Below are 22,201 nucleotides of genomic sequence, written 5' to 3' on the forward strand. Positions count from 1 at the left end.
CAATGATTTTTATGCAGATTTACCTGCTTTTCTTCTAATAATTTCTCCTACAAACTTGATACCTTTTCCTTTGTAAGGTTCTGGTTTACGGAAACCTCTTACTTTAGCTACAATCATACCTAATAATTGGTTGTCATGTGATGATAAAGTAATAATTGGATTTTTACCTTTTTCAGTTAAAGTTTCAACTTTTACTTCAGCAGGAATTTCCATTACGACATTGTGAGAGAAACCTAATGACATATCTAATCTTTGTCCTTGGTTTGATGCTCTATAACCAACACCTACTAATTCTAATTGTTTTTTGAAACCTTCAGTTACACCGATAATCATGTTATTGATTAACGCACGGTATAAACCATGTAAAGCTCTGTTTTCTTTAGAATCATCTGGACGAACAACTGTTAAAACTCCTTCTTCGATAGTAATATCAAAACCTTCTTTTACAGTTTGAACTAACGTTACATTGTTACCTTTAACAGTTACAACGTTATCTTTAAATTCAACTGTAGCAGTAGCTGGTACATTGATGCTTGCTTTTCCTATTCTTGACATAATTACTTGCTTTTAAATATTAGTAAACAAAACATAAAACCTCACCACCAACATTCTCTTGACGAGCTTGTTTCTCAGTCATCACACCTTTAGAAGTAGAGATGATAGCGATACCTAAACCGTTTAATACACGAGGTAATTCTTTAGATCCTGCATATTGACGTAAACCTGGAGTTGAAGCTCTTTTGATTTTACGGATAGCTGGTTCTTTAGTTACTTTGTCGTACTTTAAAGCAATTTTGATTGTACCTTGAGGTTGATCTTGTCCTTCAAATTTGTAGTTTAAGATGTAACCTTGTTCAAATAAGATCTTAGTGATCTCTTTTTTGATTTTTGATGCAGGGATTTCCACAACTTTGTGTCCCGCCATCATTGCATTTCTAACGCGAGTTAGAAAATCTGAAATTGGATCTGTATACATAAATAATTCTATAGTATAGGGAGTTACCCTACTTTTAAAATTAAAATTTAACCAAAATGCACTATGCATTTGGGTTGCAAATATATTGCATATTTTTTAATTACAAACAATTAATCTCAATAATTTATTTTTAATCATTTTAGAATTAGGGATTAAGGTAAAACAGCCTATCGTAAAAATATATTTTTGAGAAATTAAGCATCAAAAACTACTTTTATAAACCATTCATCAAATTAATAAAATGAAAAAATAGCGTAATGTTGAAACTATTTATATAAATTTGATTTGGCTTTAGGGGTATTCTAAAAAGAATTGAGACAGTCCCTTTGAACCTGATACGGTTAACACCGACGTAGGGAAAAGCAATATTTATGCAATTATTGATATAATTGTATGCTTTAATTTCAAAGAAAAATCCTCTTCAGCCATTAATTGTTTTATCATAATTATCAATTAATGGAAAATCAAATCATTCAAAATTTACAGGCTGTACGAAAAAAAAATCCGCTCGTACACAACATTACCAACTTTGTGGTTATGAACAATACAGCAAACGCACTTTTAGCAATTGGTGCATCTCCTGTTATGATTCATGCGCATAAAGAAATAGAAACTATTGTCGAAATCTCCAATTCTTTGGTCATCAATATCGGAACTGCAGATGATTATTGGGCAGAAAGTATGTTGATCGCTGCTAAAAAAGCGAATCAAATTAATAAACCTTGGATTTTAGATCCTGTTGGTGCTGGTATTTCAACTTTCAGAAATGATTTACTAAAAGAATTGTTGACTTATCAACCAACTGTTATACGAGGAAATGCTTCCGAGATTATGGCTTTAGATTCTTTCAGTCATATTCAAGGAAAAGGAGTCGATAGTTCGCATCAAAGTAATCAAGCATTGCAAGCTGCACAAAATTTGAATCAAAAATTTGATTCTATTATATGTATATCTGGCGCATCTGATTTTGTAGTTGACAATCATCAAATCGTAGAAATAAAAAATGGACACGAAATGATGACAAAAGTTACAGGTTTGGGTTGTTCGGCTACAGCTATTATTGGTGCTTTTATTGGTCTTAATGAAAATGCTTTTCTAGAAACAATCAGTGGTATGTCAATTTTTAGTTTGGCTGGAGAATTAGCGCAACAAAAAAGTAACGGACCTGGGAGCTTACAGATGAATTTGTATGATATTCTATATAATTTATCAGAAGAAGAAATTCGTTCACATTTGAGAATCTCTGTTTATGAAAATTAATCCAGTTTTTCCTTATCCGTTATATTTAGTCATTTCAGAAAAAGATTGCATTCATCATCATTGGTTAGATATTGCGGAACAAGCAATTTTAGGTGGAGTTGACATCATTCAACTAAGAGAAAAAGATTGTACAACCAAAGAATATATCGCGAAAGCAACTGAACTAAAAAAAATTACAGATCATTACTCAATTCCATTGATTATCAATGATTCGTTAGAAGTTGCGACTACTGTTAATTCTTGGGGAATACATGTAGGAAGAACAGATATTTCACCGTCCGAAATTATCAATCATCCAGACTCTCCAAAAAATATTGGTTGGTCGTTAGAAGTGATTGAGCAATTAAATGAAAATGAAATGCAATTTGTACATCATTTAGGTGTTAGTCCTATTTTCTCTACTCCAACCAAAACCAATACAATTTCTGAATGGGGTTATGAAGGATTACAAAATTTGAAACCAGAAACTTCCAAACCTTTGATCACAATTGGAGGAATTAATGAAAATAATATTGCCAAAATTGTACAAGCTGGTGCAGATAGTGTTGCTATTGTTTCTGCCATTTGCGGAAGTAGTAATCCTAAAAGATCAGCACAAATTTTAAAACAAATTATCAATCACAATGAATACAATCCGAAAACCATATAGTGTTTTAACCATTGCAGGTTTTGATGGAAGTGGCGGCGCAGGTATACAAGCTGACACCAAAACAATTTCCGCGCATGGTTGCTATGCAACAAATGTGTTGACAGCTTTACCAATTCAAAATACACAAGGCGTAAAAAATATTTACGAAATCCCAACCGAAGCTATTCGAGAACAAATTCAGTCTATTTTAGAAGATATTTATCCTGATGCAATAAAAATTGGAATGGTTCATAGTGTCGAGTTAGTGAATATTATCTCGGAAGAACTTAAAGATTATAAGAATCCGATTGTTTACGATCCTGTAATGGTTGCGACAAGTGGACATCGATTAATCAAAAAAGAAACTATTGCAGCATGTGTTGAAAAACTTTTTCCTTTGGCAACACTTATTACACCAAATCTTGATGAAGCAAGTGTGTTGGTTAATCATAAAATAGATTCGACTGATTTGATGATTTCTTATGGAAAAAAAATTATGGATTTAGGTTGTCAAAATCTTTTATTGAAAGGAGGGCATTTGGAGCAAGAAGAAATAGTGAGTTATTTATTTCAAAAAAATCAATCTGTCCAAAGTTATACTTCGCAAAAAATAGCGACCAAAAATACGCACGGTTCTGGTTGCTCTTTATCTTCTGCAATTGCAAGTAATTTAGCATTAGGATTTCCACTTTCAGAAAGTGTAGAATTGGCACAAAAATATATTGAGCAAGCAATTTTAGGAAGCAAAGACTTAACAATTGGCAAAGGAAATGGACCTTTAAATCATTTATTCAATCCTCAAAAATTAAAAACATATGACATTCACAACTAAAGCTTGGAAAACAATCGCGCCTATTTATGATGATATTATAAATATGCCGTTTATAAAAGAATTACGAAATGGAACATTACCAATAGAAAAATTTCAGTTCTATATGTTACAAGACGCAAAATATTTAGAACATTTTGGTCGTGTATTAGCAGTGATTGGTGCAAAATCTGAAGACAATCAACAAGCAATTGATTTTTTCGAATTTGGTAAAAATGCCTTGATTGTAGAACGCGCTTTACACGAATCTTATTTCCAAGATTTTGGATTAGCACAAAATATCAGTATAGAAACACAACCTGTTTGTCATCATTATTCGCATTTCTTAAAAAGCACCGTTACATTCGAACCTATCGAAGTTGCTTTGGCTGCAGTTTTACCTTGCTTCTGGATTTATAAGGAAGTAGGCGATGAAATCATCAAAAATCAATCAAAAGAAAATAATCCTTATCAAAAATGGATTGATACGTATAGCGGAGAAGATTTTGGCGAAGGTGTAAAAAAAGCAAAACAGTATGTTGACAAAATTGCAGAAGAAACAACTGATAAAATAAAAACGCAAATGCTAGAAGCTTTTGTAAAAGCAAGCGAATTAGAATTTCAGTTTTGGAATGCTGCTTATGAAAACATCACATGGAACAGAAAATAAAAGCAATTTTTTTTGATTTTGACGGAGTAATTGTTGACAGTTTACAATTATGGAATTTGATGTTTGAGGAAGTTGGGAAAACATACAAATTAAATGCAACTTGTTTACTTGAAAATGATGGATTGAATTTCACGACGAATGAAGCCATACAATTAATGCTAGAAAATCAGCAACGATTTACGACAGATTTATATGAAGAAATTATTGATTGGACTGAGTTATTTTATGTTGAACATTTTCATCATTATATAAAATTGAATGATTATGTGATTGAGATGTTAGGAAATTTAAAATCAAATCACATTCAGATTCTTCTTGTTTCAAATTCATCGCGTAAACAGATAAATCATGCATTCAAGGTATTAAAACTCCATCCATATTTTGATCATACAATTACGGCTGATGATGTTTTGAAAGGGAAACCAGATGCAGAACCTTATTTAAAAGCTTTGTTATTATCCCAAAAACAAAAAGAAGAAATTATAGTAATCGAAGATTCGTTGACAGGAATAGATGCAGCAAAAAATGCAGGATTAACGTATAAAATATATAAACATCCCGACTATATTCAACATCCCAATTATTTAAGTGATTTTAGAGAAATCATCAAAATGATACAATAAAAAAATCCTTACTCAATAAAGAGTAAGGATTAATATATTAATAGCTAATGGTATATTACCAAGAAGCTTTTTTAACACCTGGGATTAACCCTTCGTTTGCCATCTCACGGAAAGTTACACGAGAGATCCCGAAAGTTCTCATGTATCCTCTTGGACGTCCTGTTAATTTACAACGGTTGTGTAAACGTACAGGAGAAGCGTTTTTAGGTAATTTTTGTAATGCTTCGTAATCACCAGCTTCTAATAAAGCAGTTCTTTTCGCAGCATATTTAGCAACTAATGCTTCTCTTTTGCGCTCACGCGCTTTCATTGATTCTTTAGCCATGATTATTGTTCTTTAGTAAATGGTAATCCAAACTTAGCTAATAAAGCTTTCGCTTCTTTGTCTGTTGGTGCAGATGTAACAAATGTAATATCTAAACCTTGAATTTTCTTGATTTTATCAATAGAAATTTCTGGGAAAATGATTTGTTCTTTGATACCTAAGTTATAGTTACCTCTACCATCAAATCCTGTTGAAGAAATTCCGTTAAAATCACGTACACGTGGTAAAGACGCAGAAACTAAACGATCTAAGAATTCGTACATTTTCGAACCACGTAAAGTTACTTTTGCCCCAATTGGCATTCCTTTACGTAATTTGAAAGCTGCCTCATCTTTCTTAGAGATAGTTGCAACTGCTTTTTGACCTGTGATTAATTCTAACTCTTCGATAGCGTAATCAACGATTTTTTTATCAGCTGTAGCAGCACCTAAACCTTGAGATAAAACAATTTTCTCTAGTTTAGGAACTTGCATAATTGATTTGTATCCAAATTCTTCCATTAAGGCAGATACAATCTCTTCTTTATATTTAACCTGCGGACGAGGTGTGTATGTAGTTGTACTCATCTTAGATAGCTTTACCTGATTTTTTAGCAATTCTTACTTTTTTTCCATCAACCTCTTGGATAGCTACTTTAGTTGCTTTCCCAGTTTCAGGATCTACTAAAGCCAATTTGCATAAATAGATTTGAGCTTCTTTTTCTACAACTCCACCTTGTGGATTCTGTGCGCTTGGCTTTACACGTTTTTTTGCGATATTAACCCCTTCAACGATAGCTTTAGCTTTGTCAGGGAATACGCGTAATACTGTTCCAGTTTGTCCTTTTGAAGAACCTGATAAAACAATTACTTTGTCTCCTTTTTTAATTTTTAACTTTGCCATGTTGATCTTATTATAATACCTCTGGGGCTAATGATACAATTTTCATATATTCTTTATCACGTAACTCACGAGCAACTGGTCCGAATACACGAGTACCACGCATTTCTCCTTGAGTGTTTAATAATACACAAGCATTATCATCGAAACGGATATATGAACCGTCTTTTCTACGAACTTCTTTCTTAGTTCTAACTACAACAGCTTTAGATACAGCACCTTTCTTAACGTTTCCGTTTGGAGTTGCATCTTTAATAGCAACTACGATTTTGTCACCAACTGATGCGTATCTTCTTTTAGTACCACCTAAAACGCGGATTACTAATGCTTCACGAGCTCCTGTGTTATCTGCAACTTTTAATCTAGATTCTTGTTGTAACATAACTTATTATTATTTAGCTCTTTCTATGATTTCTACTAATCTCCATCTTTTGTTCTTAGACAAAGGACGAGTCTCCATGATACGCACAGTGTCACCTTCGTTACACTCGTTAGCTTCGTCGTGCGCTGTATATTTCTTCGTTTTTAAAACGAATTTCCCATAGAATGGGTGCTTTTGTTTCTTAGTTTCAGCAATAACAATGGTTTTATCCATTTTATTAGATGTAACTAAACCTACTCTTTCTTTTCTTAATTTTCTTTCCATCAGTTACAGATTACTGTTATGATTGTTTTTCGTTTAATACAGTATTAAGACGAGCAATAGTTCTGCGTAAGTCTCTAATACCGATTGGATTTCCTACAGGAGAAACTGCGTTAGTTAATTTTAACGAATCGTAGTTTGCTTTTTCCTCAGCTAATTTAGCTTTGATCTCCTCTACGCTTAGATTTTTAATATCTGCTGCTTTCATTTTTTCTTAATTTTTAGAATTAATTAATTTTGGAAATCACGTGCAACGATAAACCTAGTCTTAACAGGTAATTTCTGAGCTGCTAAACGCAATGCTTCAGTAGCAACCTCTAATGGCACACCTCCCACTTCGAAAATAATACGACCTGGTTGTACAGGAGCAACCCAGTATTCTGGAGCACCTTTACCTTTACCCATACGTACCTCTGCTGGTTTCTTAGTGATTGGTTTATCTGGAAATATTTTAATCCATAATTGACCTTCTCTCTTCATAAAACGAGTTGCTGCAATACGAGCTGCCTCGATTTGACGAGCTGTAATAAAAGCTTCGTCTAAAGATTTAATCCCGAAAGTCCCGTAAGCTAATTCAGTTCCTCTGTGAGAAACTCCTTTCATCTTACCTTTTTGGGTTTTTCTAAATTTTACTCTTCTCGGTGATAACATATCTACTTAATTTCTTTATGTTAGTTATAAAACTAAATTATCGCTTTCTATTATTAGATCTTTCACCTCCTTTACCGCTAGATTTCTTTTGTTTCTTTTGTAATCCAACTAATGGAGATAATTCTCTCTTACCATATACCTCACCTTTCATAACCCAAACTTTGATCCCTAAACGACCGTAAGTTGTGTGAGCTTCTGAGATGTGGTAATCAATGTCTGCACGGAATGTAGACAAAGGAATACGTCCATCTTTGTAACTTTCAGAACGTGCCATTTCAGCTCCGTTTAAACGTCCAGAGATTTGAACTTTGATTCCTTCTGCATTCATACGCATTGCAGATGTAATAGCCATTTTAATAGCACGACGGTAAGAAATACGATTCTCAATTTGACGAGCGATACTATCACCTACTAAGATTGCATCTAATTCAGGTCTTTTAATTTCAAAAATGTTAATTTGAACCTCTTTACCAGTGATTTTCTTTAACTCTTCTTTTAATTTATCAACCTCTTGTCCACCTTTACCAATAATGATACCTGGACGAGCAGTAGTTACAGTTACAGTAACTAATTTTAAAGTACGATCAATGTAAATACGAGAAACTCCGGCTTTAGATAAACGCGCTCTTAAATAAGTACGAATTTTTGCATCTTCTGCGATCTTATCACCGTAATCATTTCCACCGTACCAGTTAGAATCCCATCCTCTGATGATACCTAAACGATTTCCGATTGGATTAGTCTTTTGTCCCATATTCTTAATCTTGTACTTTTTGTTTATCTTCCTTAGTTCCTAAAACCAAAGTTACATGGTTTGAACGTTTTCTGATTCTATGTGCTCTACCTTGAGGAGCAGTACGAATACGTTTTAATTGACGCGCACTGTCTACAGAGATTTCTTTAACATATAATCCAGCTTCTTCAACATCAGCTCCTTCGTTTTTAACTTGCCAGTTAGCGATAGCGCTTAATAACAATTTCTCTAAACGGATAGAAGCGTGGTTTTTAGTATATTTTAAAATACCTAAAGCTTTTTGAATTTCAACTCCACGGATGATATCAACTACCAATCTCATTTTACGAGGAGAAGTAGGAACATTATTTAATTTCGCGAAAGCTACCTGCTTGTTAGCTTCTTTGATTCTTTCGTTACTTAATCTTTTTCTAGATCCCATGGCCTTCTACTATTTTTTTCCTTTGTTTTTAGCTCCGGCATGACCTCTAAAAGTACGTGTAGGAGCGAACTCACCTAATTTATGACCTACCATATTCTCAGTAACATAAACTGGAATAAATTGCTTTCCATTATGAACAGCGATCGTTTGACCAACGAAATCAGGAGAAATCATTGATGCTCTAGACCAAGTTTTAATTACGTTTTTGCTACCCGATTCAACGTTTGCAAGAACTTTCTTTTCTAATTTATAGTGGATGAATGGTCCTTTTTTTAATGAACGTGCCATAAATTATTTTTTTCTTCTTTCAACAATATATTTGTTCGACGACTTCTTTTTAGCTCTGGTTTTGTAACCTTTTGCTGGAATTCCGTTACGAGAACGAGGAATACCTCCGGTTGCACGACCTTCACCACCACCCATTGGGTGATCAACAGGGTTCATTACCATTGGTCTTGTTCTAGGACGACGACCTTGCCATCTTGAACGACCAGCTTTACCTGAAACCTCTAATTGGTGATCTGTATTAGATACCACACCAACAGTCGCTTTACACTCCACTAAAATCATTCTTGATTCACCACTAGGTAACTTAACGATAGCATATTTACCATCACGTGCAACTAATTGCGCATAAGTACCAGCACTTCTTGCCATAACAGCACCTTGACCAGGACGTAACTCAATACAAGAGATTACTGTACCTAAAGGCATGTTTTTTAATTTCATGGCATTACCTACTTCTGGCTCAACATTGTCTCCTGAATAAATCACTTGACCTGCTTTTAAACCATTTTGAGCAATAATGTATCTCTTTTCTCCATCTTCGTAAGATAATAAAGCGATAAATGCAGTTCTGTTTGGATCATATTGTACAGATTCAACAGTTGCAGCACCTTCTCTCTCACGTTTGAAGTCGATGATACGGTATTTTTGTTTGTGTCCACCACCGATATAACGCATTGTCATTTTACCAGTGTTGTTACGTCCACCCGATTTAGATTTTCCTTCGATTAATGTTTTCTCAGGCTTAGCGTTTTTATCAACAGCTGCGAATTCATTAACTACTCTAAAACGTTGTCCTGGGGTGATAGGTTTTAATTTTCTTACTGACATTTTTTAATTCTTAAATTATCCGAACAACTCAATTGCTTGACCTTCAGCTAAGCTAACGATCGCTTTTTTCATTTTATTTGTTTTTCCAGTTTGAAAACCTGTTTTTGTGTAACGAGTTTTAACCTTTGGAGCAGAAATTAAAGTACTAACTGAAACTACATTCACACCGTAAGTTGCTTCAATAGCTTTTTTGATTTGAATCTTGTTAGCCTTTGTATCTACATAAAACGAATATTGCGCTAATAATTCACTATTACTAGTTGCTTTTTCTGAAATTACTGGTTTAATTAATATTCCCATTTTCGTTTTATTTACTTAAATTTTCTTGTACCGACGCTAATGACCCTTCTAAAAAGATAATTTCAGAAGCATTGATTAAGTCGTAAACATTTAATTCTGAAGTAGTTACAACTTTAGTCTTTTGCAAATTGCGTGACGACAAATATACGTTATTATTTGATTCACCCAATACGAATAAAGATTTTTTACCTTCTAATCCTAAATTAGATAATAAAGACTTAAATTCTTTAGTTTTTGGAGCTTCAAATGTGAAGTTTTCAATAACTTTAATTTCGTTATCAGCTAATTTCTGAGATAATACAGATTTTTTAGCTAATCTCTTTTGAGCTTTGTTTAACTTGAAAGAGTAGTTTCTTGGACGTGGTCCGAAAACTCTACCTCCTCCACGGAAAACCGGAGATTTGATAGATCCCGCACGTGCAGTACCTGTACCCTTTTGTTTTTTGATCTTACGAGTTGATCCCGCAATTTCAGCTCTTTCTTTTGATTTATGTGTTCCTTGGCGTTGAGCAGCTAAGTATTGTTTTACTTCTAAATACACTGTATGTGTAGATGGCTCAATTCCGAAGATTTGCTCGTCTAAAGAAACTGTTCTTCCAGTCTCTTGACCGTTTATGTTTAATACTACTACTTCCATTACTTGAATCTTCTAACGATTACGTATGAACTTTTTGGACCAGGTATAGCTCCTTTAATAATTAAAAGGTTTTTCTCTGTGTCTACTTTCAATACTTGTAAATTTTGAACGGTAATTTGTTTACCTCCCATTCTACCAGCCATACGCATTCCTTTGAATACACGTGATGGATCTGAACCAGCACCAATAGATCCTGGAGCTCTTAAACGGTTATGTTGTCCGTGTGTTGCTTGACCAACTCCACCGAAACCATGACGTTTAACAACACCTTGGAAACCTTTACCTTTAGAAGTACCTGTAACACTTACAAATTCTCCTTCAGTTAATAAATCAACTGAAACGATATCTCCTAAATTTACTGAGTTTACAAATTCCTCACCGTAAAATTCAACTAATTTACGTTTTGGAGTTGTACCAGCTTTTTTGAAATGTCCTTGTAAAGCTTTAGTTGTGTTTTTTTCTTTTGCGTCATCGAAACCAAGTTGAGCAGCAACGTACCCATCTTTCTCTAAGGTTCTGACTTGAGTAACCACACATGGCCCAGCTTGTACGATAGTAACAGGAATGTTTTTTCCTTTCTCATCAAATAAGCTAGTCATGGCGATCTTTCTACCAATGATACCTGACATTGTTATAAATTTATTTAATTAATAATATAAAATTTAAAGAAAACCTGCCGTTAGAGACGACAGGATTCTTCTATTTATTTTGAGATTGCAAATATAGTAAAAAAAATTTAACTACACTTTAATTTCAACTTCAACTCCAGAAGGTAATTCTAACTTCATTAAAGCATCTACTGTTTTAGATGAAGAAGAATAAATATCTAATAATCTTTTGTGAGCTGATAATTGGAATTGTTCACGAGATTTTTTGTTAACGTGAGGAGATCTTAAAACTGTAAAGATTCTTTTATGAGTTGGTAATGGAATTGGACCATTAACAACAGCTCCTGTAGCTTTTACAGTTTTTACGATTTTTTCAGCTGATTTATCAACTAAACTATAATCGTAAGATTTTAATTTTATTCTGATTTTTTGACTCATTTCTTAATTTAATTAAGCGTTACCTTTTGCTTTAGCGATTACAGCTTCTGACACATTTGTTGGTGCAGGAGCATAATGATCGAATTCCATAGTTGATGTAGCACGACCTGAAGATAATGTACGTAATGATGTTACGTAACCGAACATTTCTGCTAATGGAACCATAGCTTTAATAACTTTAGCGTTATTTCTATCATCCATTCCTGAAACTTGTCCACGTCTTCTGTTTAAATCTCCTACAACATCTCCCATGTTCTCTTCTGGAGTTAATACTTCTAACTTCATAATTGGCTCTAAAATTTGAGCACCAGCAGCTTTAGCAGCAGCTTTATACCCCATTTGAGCAGCTAATTCGAAAGATAGAGCATCAGAATCCACAGGGTGGAAAGATCCGTCTTTAACAGTAACTTTTAATGAATCCATTTCGAATCCAGCTAAAGGTCCATTTTTCATGGCAGCTTTAAATCCTTTTTCGATAGAAGGGATATATTCTTTAGGAATGTTACCACCTTTAATTACAGATTCAAATTCTAATCCAGCTTTTCCTTCTTCTGCTGGTCCCATTGTGAAAACGATATCAGCAAATTTACCACGTCCACCAGATTGTTTTTTGTAAACTTCACGGTGTTCAGCTAATCTAGAGAAAGCTTCTTTGTATTCTACTTGAGGCTCACCTTGGTTAACTTCAACTTTGAACTCACGTCTTAAACGGTCAACGATGATATCTAAGTGTAACTCTCCCATTCCTGAGATAATAGTTTGCCCAGATGCTTCATCAGTACGAACAGTAAAAGTTGGATCTTCTTCAGCTAATTTAGCTAAAGCCATACCTAATTTATCAACGTCAGCTTTAGTTTTAGGCTCAACCGCGATACCAATTACTGGATCTGGGAAGTCCATAGACTCTAATACGATAGGTGCTTTTTCATCACATAAAGTATCACCTGTTTTGATATCTTTAAATCCTACAGCAGCTCCAATATCACCAGCTTCAATAAATGGAATTGGCTCTTGTTTTTGCGCGTGCATTTGGAAGATACGAGAGATACGCTCTTTATTACCAGAACGAGTGTTTAAAACATAAGAACCTGCATCTAAGCGTCCTGAATAAGCACGGAAGAATGCTAAACGACCTACGAATGGGTCAGTAGCAATTTTAAATGCTAATGCAGCAAACGGCTCTTCTACAGATGGTTTTCTGAAGATAGGCTCATCTGTTTTAGGATCTGTACCTGGAATCGCTTCTTTATCCATCGGAGATGGTAAGTAACGACATACAGCGTCTAACATAAACTGTACACCTTTGTTTTTAAACGAAGATCCACAAGTCATTGGAATGATAGACATATCTAAAGTAGCAGCACGTAATGCAGCGTGAACTTCATCCTCAGAGATAGAGTTTTCATCCTCCATATATTTCTCTAATAAGTTCTCGTCGTAAGCAGCTACTTCTTCAATTAATTGGCTACGGAATTGTTTAACGTCATCTAACATTTCTGTTGGAATATCAACTACATCAAAAGTTGCTCCGTTATTCTCTTCATGCCAAACAATCGCACGATTCTTAATTAAATCTACAACACCTTTAAAATCAGCTTCATCACCAATTGGTAAAACGATAGGAACAGCGTTTGATCCTAACATTTCGCGTACTTGACGACAAACATTTAAAAAGTCTGATCCTTGACGGTCCATTTTATTAACGAAACCTAAACGAGGAACTTTATAGTTATCTGCTAAACGCCAGTTTGTTTCAGACTGAGGCTCAACACCATCTACTGCAGAAAATAAGAATACTAAACCGTCTAACACACGTAAAGAACGGTTTACCTCTACTGTAAAGTCAACGTGACCAGGAGTGTCAATAATATTGAAGTGGTAGTGGTTTGCACCTGGTAAAGGTTTCCCTTGCTCAGTTGGAAATGTCCAATCACAAGTAGTAGCAGCTGAAGTAATTGTAATACCACGCTCTGCTTCTTGTTCCATCCAGTCCATTGTTGACGCACCTTCGTGAGTTTCACCAATTTTATGGTTTTTTCCAGTGTAAAATAAAATACGCTCTGTAGTAGTAGTTTTCCCTGCATCAATATGTGCAGCAATACCAATATTTCTAGTAAATAATAAGTCTCTTGCCATTTTTTACTAGAATCTGAAGTGTGAAAACGCTTTGTTAGCTTCTGCCATTTTGTGAGTATCTTGACGTTTTTTAACGGCAGATCCTTCTTCTTTAGCAGCAGCAATAATCTCTCCAGCTAATCTTTGTGCCATAGATTTCTCATTACGCTTACGTGAATAAGAAATTAACCACTTCATTGCAGTTGCAATTTTACGATCTGGACGAATCTCATTTGGAATTTGGAATGTAGCTCCACCTACACGGCGAGAACGTACTTCTACGTGAGGCATTACATTTGATAATGCTTCTTTCCAAATATCTAATGAAGATTTTTCAGCATCTTCTTTGCGAGAATCAACGATTTCTAACGCATCATAGAAGATTTTAAATGCCACAGATTTTTTACCATCGTACATTAAGTTATTAACGAAACGAGTCACTAACTGATCATTAAATTTAGGATCTGGAAGTAAGGGTCTTTTTTTAGCTCTTGTCTTTCTCATCTCTCCTTAAATTATTTTTTAGCATCTTTAGGACGTTTAGCTCCATACTTACTTCTACGCTGAGTACGTCCGTTTACTCCTGCTGTGTCTAACGCTCCACGTACAATGTGGTAACGAACACCTGGTAAGTCTTTTACTCTTCCTCCTCTAACCAATACTATCGAGTGCTCTTGTAGGTTATGACCTTCACCACCGATGTACGCGTTAACTTCTTTCCCGTTAGTTAATCTAACACGAGCAACTTTACGCATTGCTGAGTTAGGTTTTTTAGGGGTTGTAGTGTATACACGTGTACAAACACCGCGGCGTTGTGGACATGACTCCAAAGCAGCCGATTTACTCTTCTTGGTTAGTTTTTTTCTACCTTTTCTAACTAATTGTTGAATTGTTGGCATACTAATTTACCTTTTAATTTTTTGAATTAAACCCAATTTTGGGTCTGCAAAACTACAAAAATTATCAGGAGTGACAAATTATTAACGCATTATTTTTTTGATTTTCTTATATTTATGAGAAATTATCAGTTTATACACACAAATTTTAAAAGAAATATTATTTAATAATTTAGCATCAGATTTACATTAATATCTTAACAATTAATCTAAAAGATTATTTAGCACATCCATTTTTACTTCAACGCAATTACTATTTTTCAGACCTAAAAAATATTTTACATTAACTTTACATAAGTTCATTTACTTTTGCAACACAAAAACATTAAATAATGTCAGTAAATTCATTTTTTAAATTATTTACACCAAGGGACAAAAAATTCTTCCCTTTGTTTGAAGAGTCTTCTAAAAGCTTGATTCAATTAGCAGAATTATTACACGAGTGTGTAAATGCACCAGTTGAAGATCGTGAAGATTATTTTGCGCAAATTTCTAGCTTAGAAAGCAAAATTGAGTTTTTAACTCAAAAAACAAACTTAGAACTAGGTAGAAATTTTATTACTCCGTTTGACAGAGAGGACATTTACTCTTTAATTAAATCTATTGATTATGTTGCAGACAACTTAAATGGAGCTGCAAATAGAATTAATATTTACCAAGTAGAAAAAATCACAAAATCTATTCGAAAAATAACTGCTGTCAATTTAGAAGCATGTCAACTTATTGGAGAGGGTATTGAGAATTTAAAAGATTTTAAAGATCTAAACCGTGTTTATGAAATTTGTGAACGCATCAATAAGTTAGAAAACAAATCTGATCGTATTTTTGATAAAGCTGTTCAAGAAATTTTTGAAAATGAAACTGACGTAAAAAATATTATTAAATATAAAGAAGTATTGTCTTCATTAGAATCTGCAACTGATAAATGTAAAAGCGTTGCTAATATATTAGAATCTGTTGCTGTTAAGCATTCATAAATCTTTAGTTATAAATATATCTTTTACGAATGGAAATGATTAATGATCTGTTTAGTATTATTGATGGAATGTTATCTTCAAAAGCGGGAATATTTTTATTAGTAATTATTTTTCTAGCTTTTGTATTTGACTACATCAATGGATTTCATGATGCGGCAAATTCTATTGCAACGATTGTTGCAACAAAAGTATTAACACCTTTTCAAGCTGTATTATGGGCAGCGGGATTCAACTTTCTTGCTTATTTCATTTCTGTTTATTGGATTGGAGAATTTAAGATTGGTAATACAATTGCTAAATCAGTTAATGAAAATTTTATCACTTTAGAAGTTATATTAGCCGGAATTATTGCAGCCATCACTTGGAATTTAATAACATGGAAATTTGGAATTCCTTCTTCTTCATCTCATACCCTAATTGGTGGATTTATTGGGGCTGCTTTAACAAATTCATTTATGAATCCTGACTTAGGATCTATATGGGATGTTATTGTATATGGAAAAGTTTTACCTATATTCCTATTTATATTTTTAGCTCCATTGATCGGAATGATCTTGGCAAGTATACTTACTTTAATCATTCTACAAATTTGTAAAAAAGCGAAACCCGCAGCTGCAGAATGGTGGTTTAAAAAACTTCAACTTGTTTCTTCTGCTTTATTTTCATTAGGACATGGTATGAATGATGCCCAAAAAGTAATGGGTATTATTGGAGCAGCAGTAATTTTTTATCATCTGAATGTAGATTTAGATCCTGAATATTTAGCAACTGAGGATAAATTTGGTTATTTTGTTAGTCATTGGGGATGGGTTCCTATCACTTCTTTTATTGTAATTGCTGCAGGAACTATGGCAGGTGGTTGGAAAATCATTAAAACTATGGGATCTAAAATCACAAAAGTTACCCCTTTAGAAGGAGTAGCATCTGAGACTGCAGGTGCAATTACATTGTATATTTCAGAACATTTTGGTATTCCTGTTTCAACAACACATACTATCACAGGATCTATAATTGGAGTTGGAATGACAAAACGAATCTCTGCAGTAAGATGGGGAGTAACCATAAGCTTACTTTGGGCATGGATATTAACTATTCCGGTTTCTGCTGTTATAGCTTCTATTTGTTATTTTATTATAACATTATTTTAGAGAAATATCTTTATTATATCATTATTTATACATGGACTTAAATGAATTAAGTCCATTTTTTTTATTTAACTTTACGCCCAATTTATTATTACTAGTACATATTTAATGGACTTAACAATTTTATTCGTAATTATCGGATTAGCAATTTTATTTGATTTCCTAAATGGATTTCATGATGCGGCAAATTCTATTGCAACAGTAGTAACTACAAAAGTACTAACACCTGTACAAGCTGTTTTGTGGGCTGCATTTTTCAATTTCATCGCGTTTTTCATCGCTAAATTTATCATTGGAGAATTTGGAGTTGCAGACACCATAGCAAAAATTATTAAAGAAGATGTAGTTACCAGTTTTGGAGCCAATCCATCTTTAGTAATCATAGCTGCCTTATCAGCTGCTATTACTTGGAATATTTTAACTTGGAAACTAGGTATTCCTTCTTCATCATCACATACCTTAATCGGAGGATTAGCAGGCGGTGCTTTAGCAGCTACTGGATTTGATTTTTCATCAATTAATGGATCTATTATTTTAACAATTATTGCTTTTATTTTTGTTGCTCCGTTTATTGGACTATTTGCAGGTAATATTATTAACATCATAACGATTAATCTTTGTAGAAATATTAAACCTCATAAAGCGGACACATGGTTTAAAAGGCTTCAACTTGTCTCTTCTGCTCTATTAAGTATTGGTCATGGTTTAAATGATTCACAAAAGGTAATGGGAGTTATTACATTTGCTTTGTTAGCAAATCAAACAGCTATTATTAATACAGATATGGATAATTGGTTTTTAAATGATGTTTTTCATTGGAAAGATTGGTTTATAACAACTGATAGCACTGATATTCATGATTGGGTTCCCATTGTTTGTTTTACAGCTATTGCTATTGGAACATTAGGTGGTGGTATGAAAATTCTTAAAACTATGGGTAATAAAATTACTAAGATTACTCCTATTGAAGGTTTCACAGCACAAACTGCTTCAGCTATTACTTTGTTTTTCACAGAACATATTAAAATGCCCGTTTCTACAACACATGTTATTACAGGATCTATTATTGGAGTCGGAATGACAAAACGTGTTTCTGCAGTTCGCTGGGGAGTTACTATAAGTTTATTATGGGCATGGATATTAACAATACCTGTTTCAGCATTAATCGCTACAGGATTTTATTTCCTTCTAAACTTGATTTTCTAAAAAATAAATTTATATGTAATATGAATATTATTTCTTTTAAAAAGTCGTAGCATTTTATTTACATAATTTCATAAAAAAACTCTCGCTTATAAAAGTGAGAGTTTTTTTTATTTCTAATTAGTAAAGCTAATATTATTTATTAAAATCAACTTTTAATTGTTCAATCTTAGCTAACAAGTTTTTTTGAACTTCTATATAATTCTCTTTTGTTTGTAAATCTGCACTTACTGAAAAATAGTATTTAATTTTTGGTTCAGTTCCAGAAGGGCGACAAGCAACCTTACTTCCGTCTTCTGTATAGAAAATTAAAACATTCGATTTCGGAATGTAAATCATCTTTTCCTCACCTGTAATTAAATTTTTCTCAATCGATGATTGGAAATCTTTAACACGAATTACTTTAGATCCTGCTAATTCTTTAGGGGCATTTAAACGGAAATCAACCATCATATTAGCAATTAGCTCTGCTCCTTCTTTACCCGGTTTAACAATTGAAATTAAATCCTCTTGATAAGCTTTACCAATTCCAACATAAATATCGATTAACTTATTATATAAAGAACTTCCATTTGCTTTAGCGACTGCAGCTATTTCCGACACTAATAAGGCTGTTGTCACAGAATCTTTATCTCTTATGAAATCGCCAACCATAAATCCGAAAGACTCCTCACCACCTCCAATAAATTTCTCTTTACCTTCGAAAGTACGAATCATATCTGCAATCCATTTAAATCCTGTTAATCCTACTTTACAATCAACGCCAAATTTAGAAGCAATATCATAGAAAATATCAGATGTTACAATGGTAGAACCTATAAACTCTTTTCCTGTAAGTTTACCTGCTTCTTGCCATTTCTCTAATAAGTAATAAGCAAGTACGGTATTCATTTGGTTACCGTTTAATAATACGATATCTCCATCGTTATTTCGTGTTGCAACTCCTACTCTGTCTGCATCCGGATCAGTCCCAATAACAACATCCGCTCCAATAGCATTGGCTAAATCAACTGCCATAGTTAATGCTTCTGGCTCCTCTGGATTTGGAGAAACTACTGTTGGGAAATCTCCACTTGGAATTGCTTGTTCTGGCACTTGATGAACTTGAGTGAATCCAGCTTTTTCAAAAGCTGTTGGAGTAATAGCAACTGCAGTTCCATGAATTGATGTAAAAACAATTTTAATATCCTCTTTACCTTCTTTCGTAAAACTTCCGTTTTCTACACAAGCGTTGATAAATGCTTCATCAATTTCTTTACCTATGTAAGTAATTAAATCATCATTTCCTTCAAATTTGATTTCATCTACTTTTACATTCCCTACATTAGCGATTATTGCCTTGTCATGTGGAGGAACGATCTGAGCACCATCATTCCAATAAACTTTGTAACCATTGTAAATTGGTGGATTATGAGAAGCTGTTAATACTATACCAGCATCACAACCTAAATGACGAACTGTAAATGATAATTCAGGTGTTGGACGAAATGATTCAAATAAATAAACTTTGATTCCATTAGCTGTTAAAACATCAGCAACCATTTTCGCAAATTTGTCCGAATTATGTCGAACATCGTATGCGATTGCAACAGATTTTTCTTTTGAAGGAAATTCTTGATGTAAATAATTTGCTAATCCTTGCGTAGCTGAACCTAGGGTATATTTGTTTAAACGATTTGTTCCTACTCCCATAATTCCACGCATACCCCCTGTACCGAATTCTAAATCACGATAAAATGAATCGTCTAATTCAGTAGGATTTGTATCGATTAAAGCTTGTACGGCAATTCTAGTTTCTGCATCATATGCATCAGAAAGCCATAATTGAGCTCTTTCTAAACTTGTACTCATTAAAAAGTTATTTTTTTATAACTTGAGCATTATCTGCAATCTTAGTGTCTTTCGATGGTTCACCTATATAAGTAATTATCGAATTTCCTTTTGCTGATCCTGCTAAAGATTTTCTTGAATTGATATTTAAGATTGCATTATCTGAAGTGTAAATTTGAGCATCATTCGTTTCAAAATTAAATAATTCAGCTTTCGATTGATTTTCTCCTTTATAGACTAATGCAATTGCAGTTCCTTTTAAATTAACTAATGACTGGTCGTATGCAGATAATTTTAAATTATTTGTAATTAAATACGAATTATCTATGGCAGATTGACTATTTGTACGGATTTCTAAATCATCAACATTTAAAGTTCCTGAAACTTGTAAAGATGTTTGACCAGATAAATTGATTTTTTTCAAATCTCTAGTCACATACACAAATACATCATAAGCCGTGTACTGATTAACTGTAGACGATTCATTAATTTTCAAACTACCGTTCTTACCTTCTACGACTAAATTATCTAAAATATTCTGATGACTTTCAGCTTTTACTCCAACAGTATTTCCGGAAATTAATGTAACGTTACAATTACAATTAACATCAAGCTCCGTAACTTGATCTACTGTAAAATTCTTTTGGGCAGTTGCTACACCATCACCATCTATTGAAGATGAACATCCGATAAGTGATAAAGCGATTAAGGAAAGTGTTAAAAGATTCTTCATAATTTAGGTTTTGGTGGTTAATCTAAGTTTAAAACTTTTTGAATACTATAAATTTTACGGTCTCTATTACTTCTTACAATTAATTCTCCTAAGAATCCTGCCAAAAATAATTGAGTACCCATTACCATAGCAGTTAATGATATATAAAAATACGGATTATCTGTAATTAATCGAGCTGGTTTATCTAAAATAAATATTTTGAATAACTTATCTATTCCTAAATAAAATGTAGCTACAAAACCTAATCCAAACATTATAGTTCCTATTAAACCAAATATATGCATTGGGCGATTACCAAACTTTGAAGTAAAATATAGTGTAATTAAATCCAAAAAACCATTAATAAAACGGCTTGGACCGAATTTAGATACCCCATATTTTCTTGCTTGGTGCCTAACTTGTTTTTCTAAAATTTTATGGTACCCAGCATTTTTAGCTAAAACGGGAATATAACGGTGCATATCGCCGTATAATTCAATATTTTGAGTTACCTCCCTTCTATAAGCTTTTAATCCACAATTAAAATCATTTAATTGTACACCTGATGTTTTACGTGCAACCGCATTAAATAATTTTGAAGGAAGATTTTTTGTTAATTTATTATCTTGTCTATTCTGTTTCCATCCTGAGACAATATCCGCTTTCTTATTAACTAATGTATTATATAATGCAGGAATCTCTTCCGGAAAATCTTGTAAATCTGCATCCATTGTGATTACAACATCTCCTTTTACTTCTTTAAAAGCTGCACTTAATGCAGGAGATTTCCCGAAATTTTTTCTAAATTTTATCCCTTTTACTTCAGAATGAAACTTTGATAAGTATTCTATTATTTCCCATGAATCATCAGTACTACCGTCGTCAATAAAAATAACCTCGAAAGAGTAACTTTTCTCGTGACACACAGTTTTTATACGTGTAAATAATTCTTCTAAAGAATCTTGTTCATTTAATAAAGGAACAACAATTGATAAATCCATAGTTTAGTAAACTCGTTTTTTTAGAAACTGTGCAAACATTGCAGATACAGCCATATAAAAAGATAAAAACATTGATAAACAACCGAAGAAATATTTAAAAGAAAATAAATTTACTTTCATAATCTCTGGTTCTTTTCTTGATTGTTCTATAACTGCAGCTTGCTCCGCATCCATATTAGACATAAAGGTATCTAAAATACCATTACGTAATGCATCTTGAGCTAATATACCGGTAGTATTAAAGAAAATAAATATTACTGCTAAGCTGATAAAACCTGCAATAAACATGACATAAAAACCTATCTTAAAACCTTCTTTAAAGGTCATCAAATCTTCATATGATTTACTTACTTTAGCTTTAGCCTTAGATACATTCAGCATAGTAAAGAAACAAAATCCCGCAAATAGAGGAATTAAACCAAAGCAACAAATCATCATGGTATATACGTAATAATCTTTTTGAGTGATTGACCCATTCGTAGAATAAACGATGTATAGTCCAAAAAATAATACTAACGTAATACCTGCTAAAGTAAAAGCGCTTCTTAAAACTTTATTAATTGTATTCATTTTGCAAATATAAAA

The 22,201-nt window shown here is 33.2% G+C and carries 32 protein-coding genes and 1 riboswitch; of the genes, 8 read left to right on the forward strand and 24 right to left on the reverse strand.

Translation table 11 applies throughout. The features are described 5' to 3' along the window. Positions 1-9: 9 nt before the first annotated feature. Both rplF and rpsH read right to left on the reverse strand, forming a co-directional pair. Positions 10-555, reverse strand: a complete 546-nt coding sequence (gene rplF / locus IM532_RS08140; protein WP_194182970.1) for a 50S ribosomal protein L6 — start codon at positions 553-555, stop codon at positions 10-12. A gap of 19 nt (positions 556-574) precedes the next feature. Beyond that, positions 575-976: a 30S ribosomal protein S8 gene (rpsH, locus tag IM532_RS08145; RefSeq protein WP_194183186.1), complete on the reverse strand. Its 402-nt coding sequence runs from the start codon at positions 974-976 to the stop codon at positions 575-577. Between the two features lie 283 nt (positions 977-1,259). Continuing rightward, positions 1,260-1,352: riboswitch (TPP riboswitch) on the forward strand. 80 nt (positions 1,353-1,432) lie between these two features. Between rpsH and thiM the strand changes: the two genes are divergently transcribed. Genes thiM through IM532_RS08170 form a run of 5 tightly spaced genes read left to right on the forward strand, consistent with a single transcriptional unit; the run spans position 1,433 to position 4,965 of the window. Beyond that, complete coding sequence (gene thiM / locus IM532_RS08150; RefSeq protein ID WP_194182971.1) at positions 1,433-2,236, forward strand: hydroxyethylthiazole kinase; 804 nt, start codon at positions 1,433-1,435, stop codon at positions 2,234-2,236. Continuing rightward, a complete protein-coding gene (thiE, locus tag IM532_RS08155) occupies positions 2,226-2,885 on the forward strand; it encodes a thiamine phosphate synthase (protein WP_194182972.1) in 660 nt (219 codons plus the stop codon). The genes thiM and thiE overlap by 11 nt, the downstream gene beginning before the upstream one ends. Further along, positions 2,860-3,696 carry a bifunctional hydroxymethylpyrimidine kinase/phosphomethylpyrimidine kinase gene (thiD, locus tag IM532_RS08160; RefSeq protein ID WP_194182973.1) on the forward strand — a complete coding sequence of 279 codons (837 nt, stop codon included), beginning with the start codon at positions 2,860-2,862 and terminating at the stop codon, positions 3,694-3,696. The genes thiE and thiD overlap by 26 nt, the downstream gene beginning before the upstream one ends. Further along, a complete protein-coding gene (tenA, locus tag IM532_RS08165) occupies positions 3,680-4,342 on the forward strand; it encodes a thiaminase II (protein ID WP_194182974.1) in 663 nt (220 codons plus the stop codon). Before thiD ends, tenA begins: the two co-directional genes overlap by 17 nt. Then, a complete protein-coding gene (locus IM532_RS08170; RefSeq protein ID WP_194182975.1) occupies positions 4,327-4,965 on the forward strand; it encodes an HAD family hydrolase in 639 nt (212 codons plus the stop codon). The genes tenA and IM532_RS08170 overlap by 16 nt, the downstream gene beginning before the upstream one ends. Before the next feature lie 55 nt (positions 4,966-5,020). On the opposite strand, the gene rpsN is transcribed toward IM532_RS08170, so the two are convergent. From rpsN to rpsL, 18 genes are all read right to left on the reverse strand, one after another. Continuing rightward, positions 5,021-5,290 (reverse strand): 30S ribosomal protein S14, encoded by a 270-nt coding sequence (rpsN, locus tag IM532_RS08175; RefSeq protein ID WP_092907640.1) that lies wholly within the window; start codon positions 5,288-5,290, stop codon positions 5,021-5,023. 2 nt (positions 5,291-5,292) lie between these two features. Beyond that, a complete protein-coding gene (rplE, locus tag IM532_RS08180; RefSeq protein WP_194182976.1) occupies positions 5,293-5,856 on the reverse strand; it encodes a 50S ribosomal protein L5 in 564 nt (187 codons plus the stop codon). Position 5,857: 1 nt separating this feature from the next. Further along, positions 5,858-6,172, reverse strand: coding sequence for a 50S ribosomal protein L24 (gene rplX, locus IM532_RS08185; protein WP_194182977.1), 315 nt, complete (start codon positions 6,170-6,172; stop codon positions 5,858-5,860). Positions 6,173-6,182: 10 nt separating this feature from the next. Next, positions 6,183-6,551: a 50S ribosomal protein L14 gene (rplN, locus tag IM532_RS08190; RefSeq protein ID WP_092907634.1), complete on the reverse strand. Its 369-nt coding sequence runs from the start codon at positions 6,549-6,551 to the stop codon at positions 6,183-6,185. Positions 6,552-6,560: 9 nt separating this feature from the next. Then, positions 6,561-6,815, reverse strand: a complete 255-nt coding sequence (rpsQ, locus tag IM532_RS08195; RefSeq protein WP_194182978.1) for a 30S ribosomal protein S17 — start codon at positions 6,813-6,815, stop codon at positions 6,561-6,563. A 16-nt stretch (positions 6,816-6,831) separates the two neighbouring features. Next, positions 6,832-7,020: a 50S ribosomal protein L29 gene (rpmC, locus tag IM532_RS08200; RefSeq protein WP_194182979.1), complete on the reverse strand. Its 189-nt coding sequence runs from the start codon at positions 7,018-7,020 to the stop codon at positions 6,832-6,834. 23 nt (positions 7,021-7,043) lie between these two features. Further along, positions 7,044-7,463: a 50S ribosomal protein L16 gene (rplP, locus tag IM532_RS08205; RefSeq protein WP_121933341.1), complete on the reverse strand. Its 420-nt coding sequence runs from the start codon at positions 7,461-7,463 to the stop codon at positions 7,044-7,046. A 37-nt stretch (positions 7,464-7,500) separates the two neighbouring features. Next, positions 7,501-8,217: a 30S ribosomal protein S3 gene (gene rpsC, locus IM532_RS08210; protein WP_194182980.1), complete on the reverse strand. Its 717-nt coding sequence runs from the start codon at positions 8,215-8,217 to the stop codon at positions 7,501-7,503. 4 nt (positions 8,218-8,221) lie between these two features. Next, positions 8,222-8,638, reverse strand: coding sequence for a 50S ribosomal protein L22 (gene rplV / locus IM532_RS08215; RefSeq protein WP_194182981.1), 417 nt, complete (start codon positions 8,636-8,638; stop codon positions 8,222-8,224). 9 nt (positions 8,639-8,647) lie between these two features. Beyond that, positions 8,648-8,926 carry a 30S ribosomal protein S19 gene (rpsS, locus tag IM532_RS08220; protein ID WP_019974202.1) on the reverse strand — a complete coding sequence of 93 codons (279 nt, stop codon included), beginning with the start codon at positions 8,924-8,926 and terminating at the stop codon, positions 8,648-8,650. A 3-nt stretch (positions 8,927-8,929) separates the two neighbouring features. Next, complete coding sequence (rplB, locus tag IM532_RS08225) at positions 8,930-9,754, reverse strand: 50S ribosomal protein L2 (protein ID WP_194182982.1); 825 nt, start codon at positions 9,752-9,754, stop codon at positions 8,930-8,932. Between the two features lie 15 nt (positions 9,755-9,769). Continuing rightward, positions 9,770-10,054, reverse strand: coding sequence for a 50S ribosomal protein L23 (gene rplW / locus IM532_RS08230; protein WP_194182983.1), 285 nt, complete (start codon positions 10,052-10,054; stop codon positions 9,770-9,772). 7 nt (positions 10,055-10,061) lie between these two features. Continuing rightward, positions 10,062-10,691, reverse strand: coding sequence for a 50S ribosomal protein L4 (rplD, locus tag IM532_RS08235; protein WP_194182984.1), 630 nt, complete (start codon positions 10,689-10,691; stop codon positions 10,062-10,064). Next, entirely contained in the window at positions 10,691-11,320 is a 630-nt protein-coding gene (rplC, locus tag IM532_RS08240; RefSeq protein ID WP_194182985.1) for a 50S ribosomal protein L3, read from the reverse strand. The genes rplD and rplC overlap by 1 nt, the downstream gene beginning before the upstream one ends. Before the next feature lie 111 nt (positions 11,321-11,431). Then, positions 11,432-11,737 (reverse strand): 30S ribosomal protein S10, encoded by a 306-nt coding sequence (gene rpsJ / locus IM532_RS08245; protein ID WP_019974208.1) that lies wholly within the window; start codon positions 11,735-11,737, stop codon positions 11,432-11,434. A gap of 12 nt (positions 11,738-11,749) precedes the next feature. Next, on the reverse strand, positions 11,750-13,873 hold the full coding sequence (fusA, locus tag IM532_RS08250; RefSeq protein ID WP_194182986.1) for an elongation factor G: 2,124 nt from the start codon (positions 13,871-13,873) through the stop codon (positions 11,750-11,752). Between the two features lie 6 nt (positions 13,874-13,879). After that, complete coding sequence (gene rpsG / locus IM532_RS08255; protein ID WP_194182987.1) at positions 13,880-14,356, reverse strand: 30S ribosomal protein S7; 477 nt, start codon at positions 14,354-14,356, stop codon at positions 13,880-13,882. A gap of 11 nt (positions 14,357-14,367) precedes the next feature. After that, the gene (rpsL, locus tag IM532_RS08260; protein WP_019974211.1) at positions 14,368-14,751 is read right to left on the reverse strand and encodes a 30S ribosomal protein S12; all 384 of its coding nucleotides are present in this window, start codon (positions 14,749-14,751) and stop codon (positions 14,368-14,370) included. Between the two features lie 329 nt (positions 14,752-15,080). On the opposite strand from rpsL, the gene IM532_RS08265 reads away from it, so the two are divergent. The 3 genes from IM532_RS08265 (at position 15,081) to IM532_RS08275 (ending at position 18,076) form a co-directional block, all read left to right on the forward strand. Then, a complete protein-coding gene (locus IM532_RS08265; protein ID WP_194182988.1) occupies positions 15,081-15,725 on the forward strand; it encodes a DUF47 domain-containing protein in 645 nt (214 codons plus the stop codon). Between the two features lie 35 nt (positions 15,726-15,760). Then, positions 15,761-16,873, forward strand: a complete 1,113-nt coding sequence (locus IM532_RS08270; protein WP_228063699.1) for an inorganic phosphate transporter — start codon at positions 15,761-15,763, stop codon at positions 16,871-16,873. A 105-nt stretch (positions 16,874-16,978) separates the two neighbouring features. Next, positions 16,979-18,076, forward strand: coding sequence for an inorganic phosphate transporter (locus IM532_RS08275; RefSeq protein ID WP_194182989.1), 1,098 nt, complete (start codon positions 16,979-16,981; stop codon positions 18,074-18,076). A gap of 132 nt (positions 18,077-18,208) precedes the next feature. Here the strand turns inward: IM532_RS08275 and IM532_RS08280 are convergent, their stop codons facing one another. The 4 genes from IM532_RS08280 to IM532_RS08295 are packed head-to-tail and all read right to left on the reverse strand — an operon-like array spanning position 18,209 to position 22,186. Further along, complete coding sequence (locus IM532_RS08280; RefSeq protein ID WP_194182990.1) at positions 18,209-19,924, reverse strand: phospho-sugar mutase; 1,716 nt, start codon at positions 19,922-19,924, stop codon at positions 18,209-18,211. A gap of 7 nt (positions 19,925-19,931) precedes the next feature. Beyond that, positions 19,932-20,636, reverse strand: coding sequence for a GIN domain-containing protein (locus tag IM532_RS08285; RefSeq protein WP_194182991.1), 705 nt, complete (start codon positions 20,634-20,636; stop codon positions 19,932-19,934). Positions 20,637-20,653: 17 nt separating this feature from the next. Then, a complete protein-coding gene (locus IM532_RS08290) occupies positions 20,654-21,616 on the reverse strand; it encodes a glycosyltransferase family 2 protein (protein WP_194182992.1) in 963 nt (320 codons plus the stop codon). Between the two features lie 3 nt (positions 21,617-21,619). After that, the gene (locus IM532_RS08295; RefSeq protein WP_194182993.1) at positions 21,620-22,186 is read right to left on the reverse strand and encodes a DUF4199 domain-containing protein; all 567 of its coding nucleotides are present in this window, start codon (positions 22,184-22,186) and stop codon (positions 21,620-21,622) included. Between the last annotated feature and the right edge of the window lie 15 nt (positions 22,187-22,201).

The organism is Faecalibacter rhinopitheci (assembly GCF_015234135.1).
GTDB classification, from domain to species: domain Bacteria; phylum Bacteroidota; class Bacteroidia; order Flavobacteriales; family Weeksellaceae; genus Empedobacter; species Empedobacter rhinopitheci.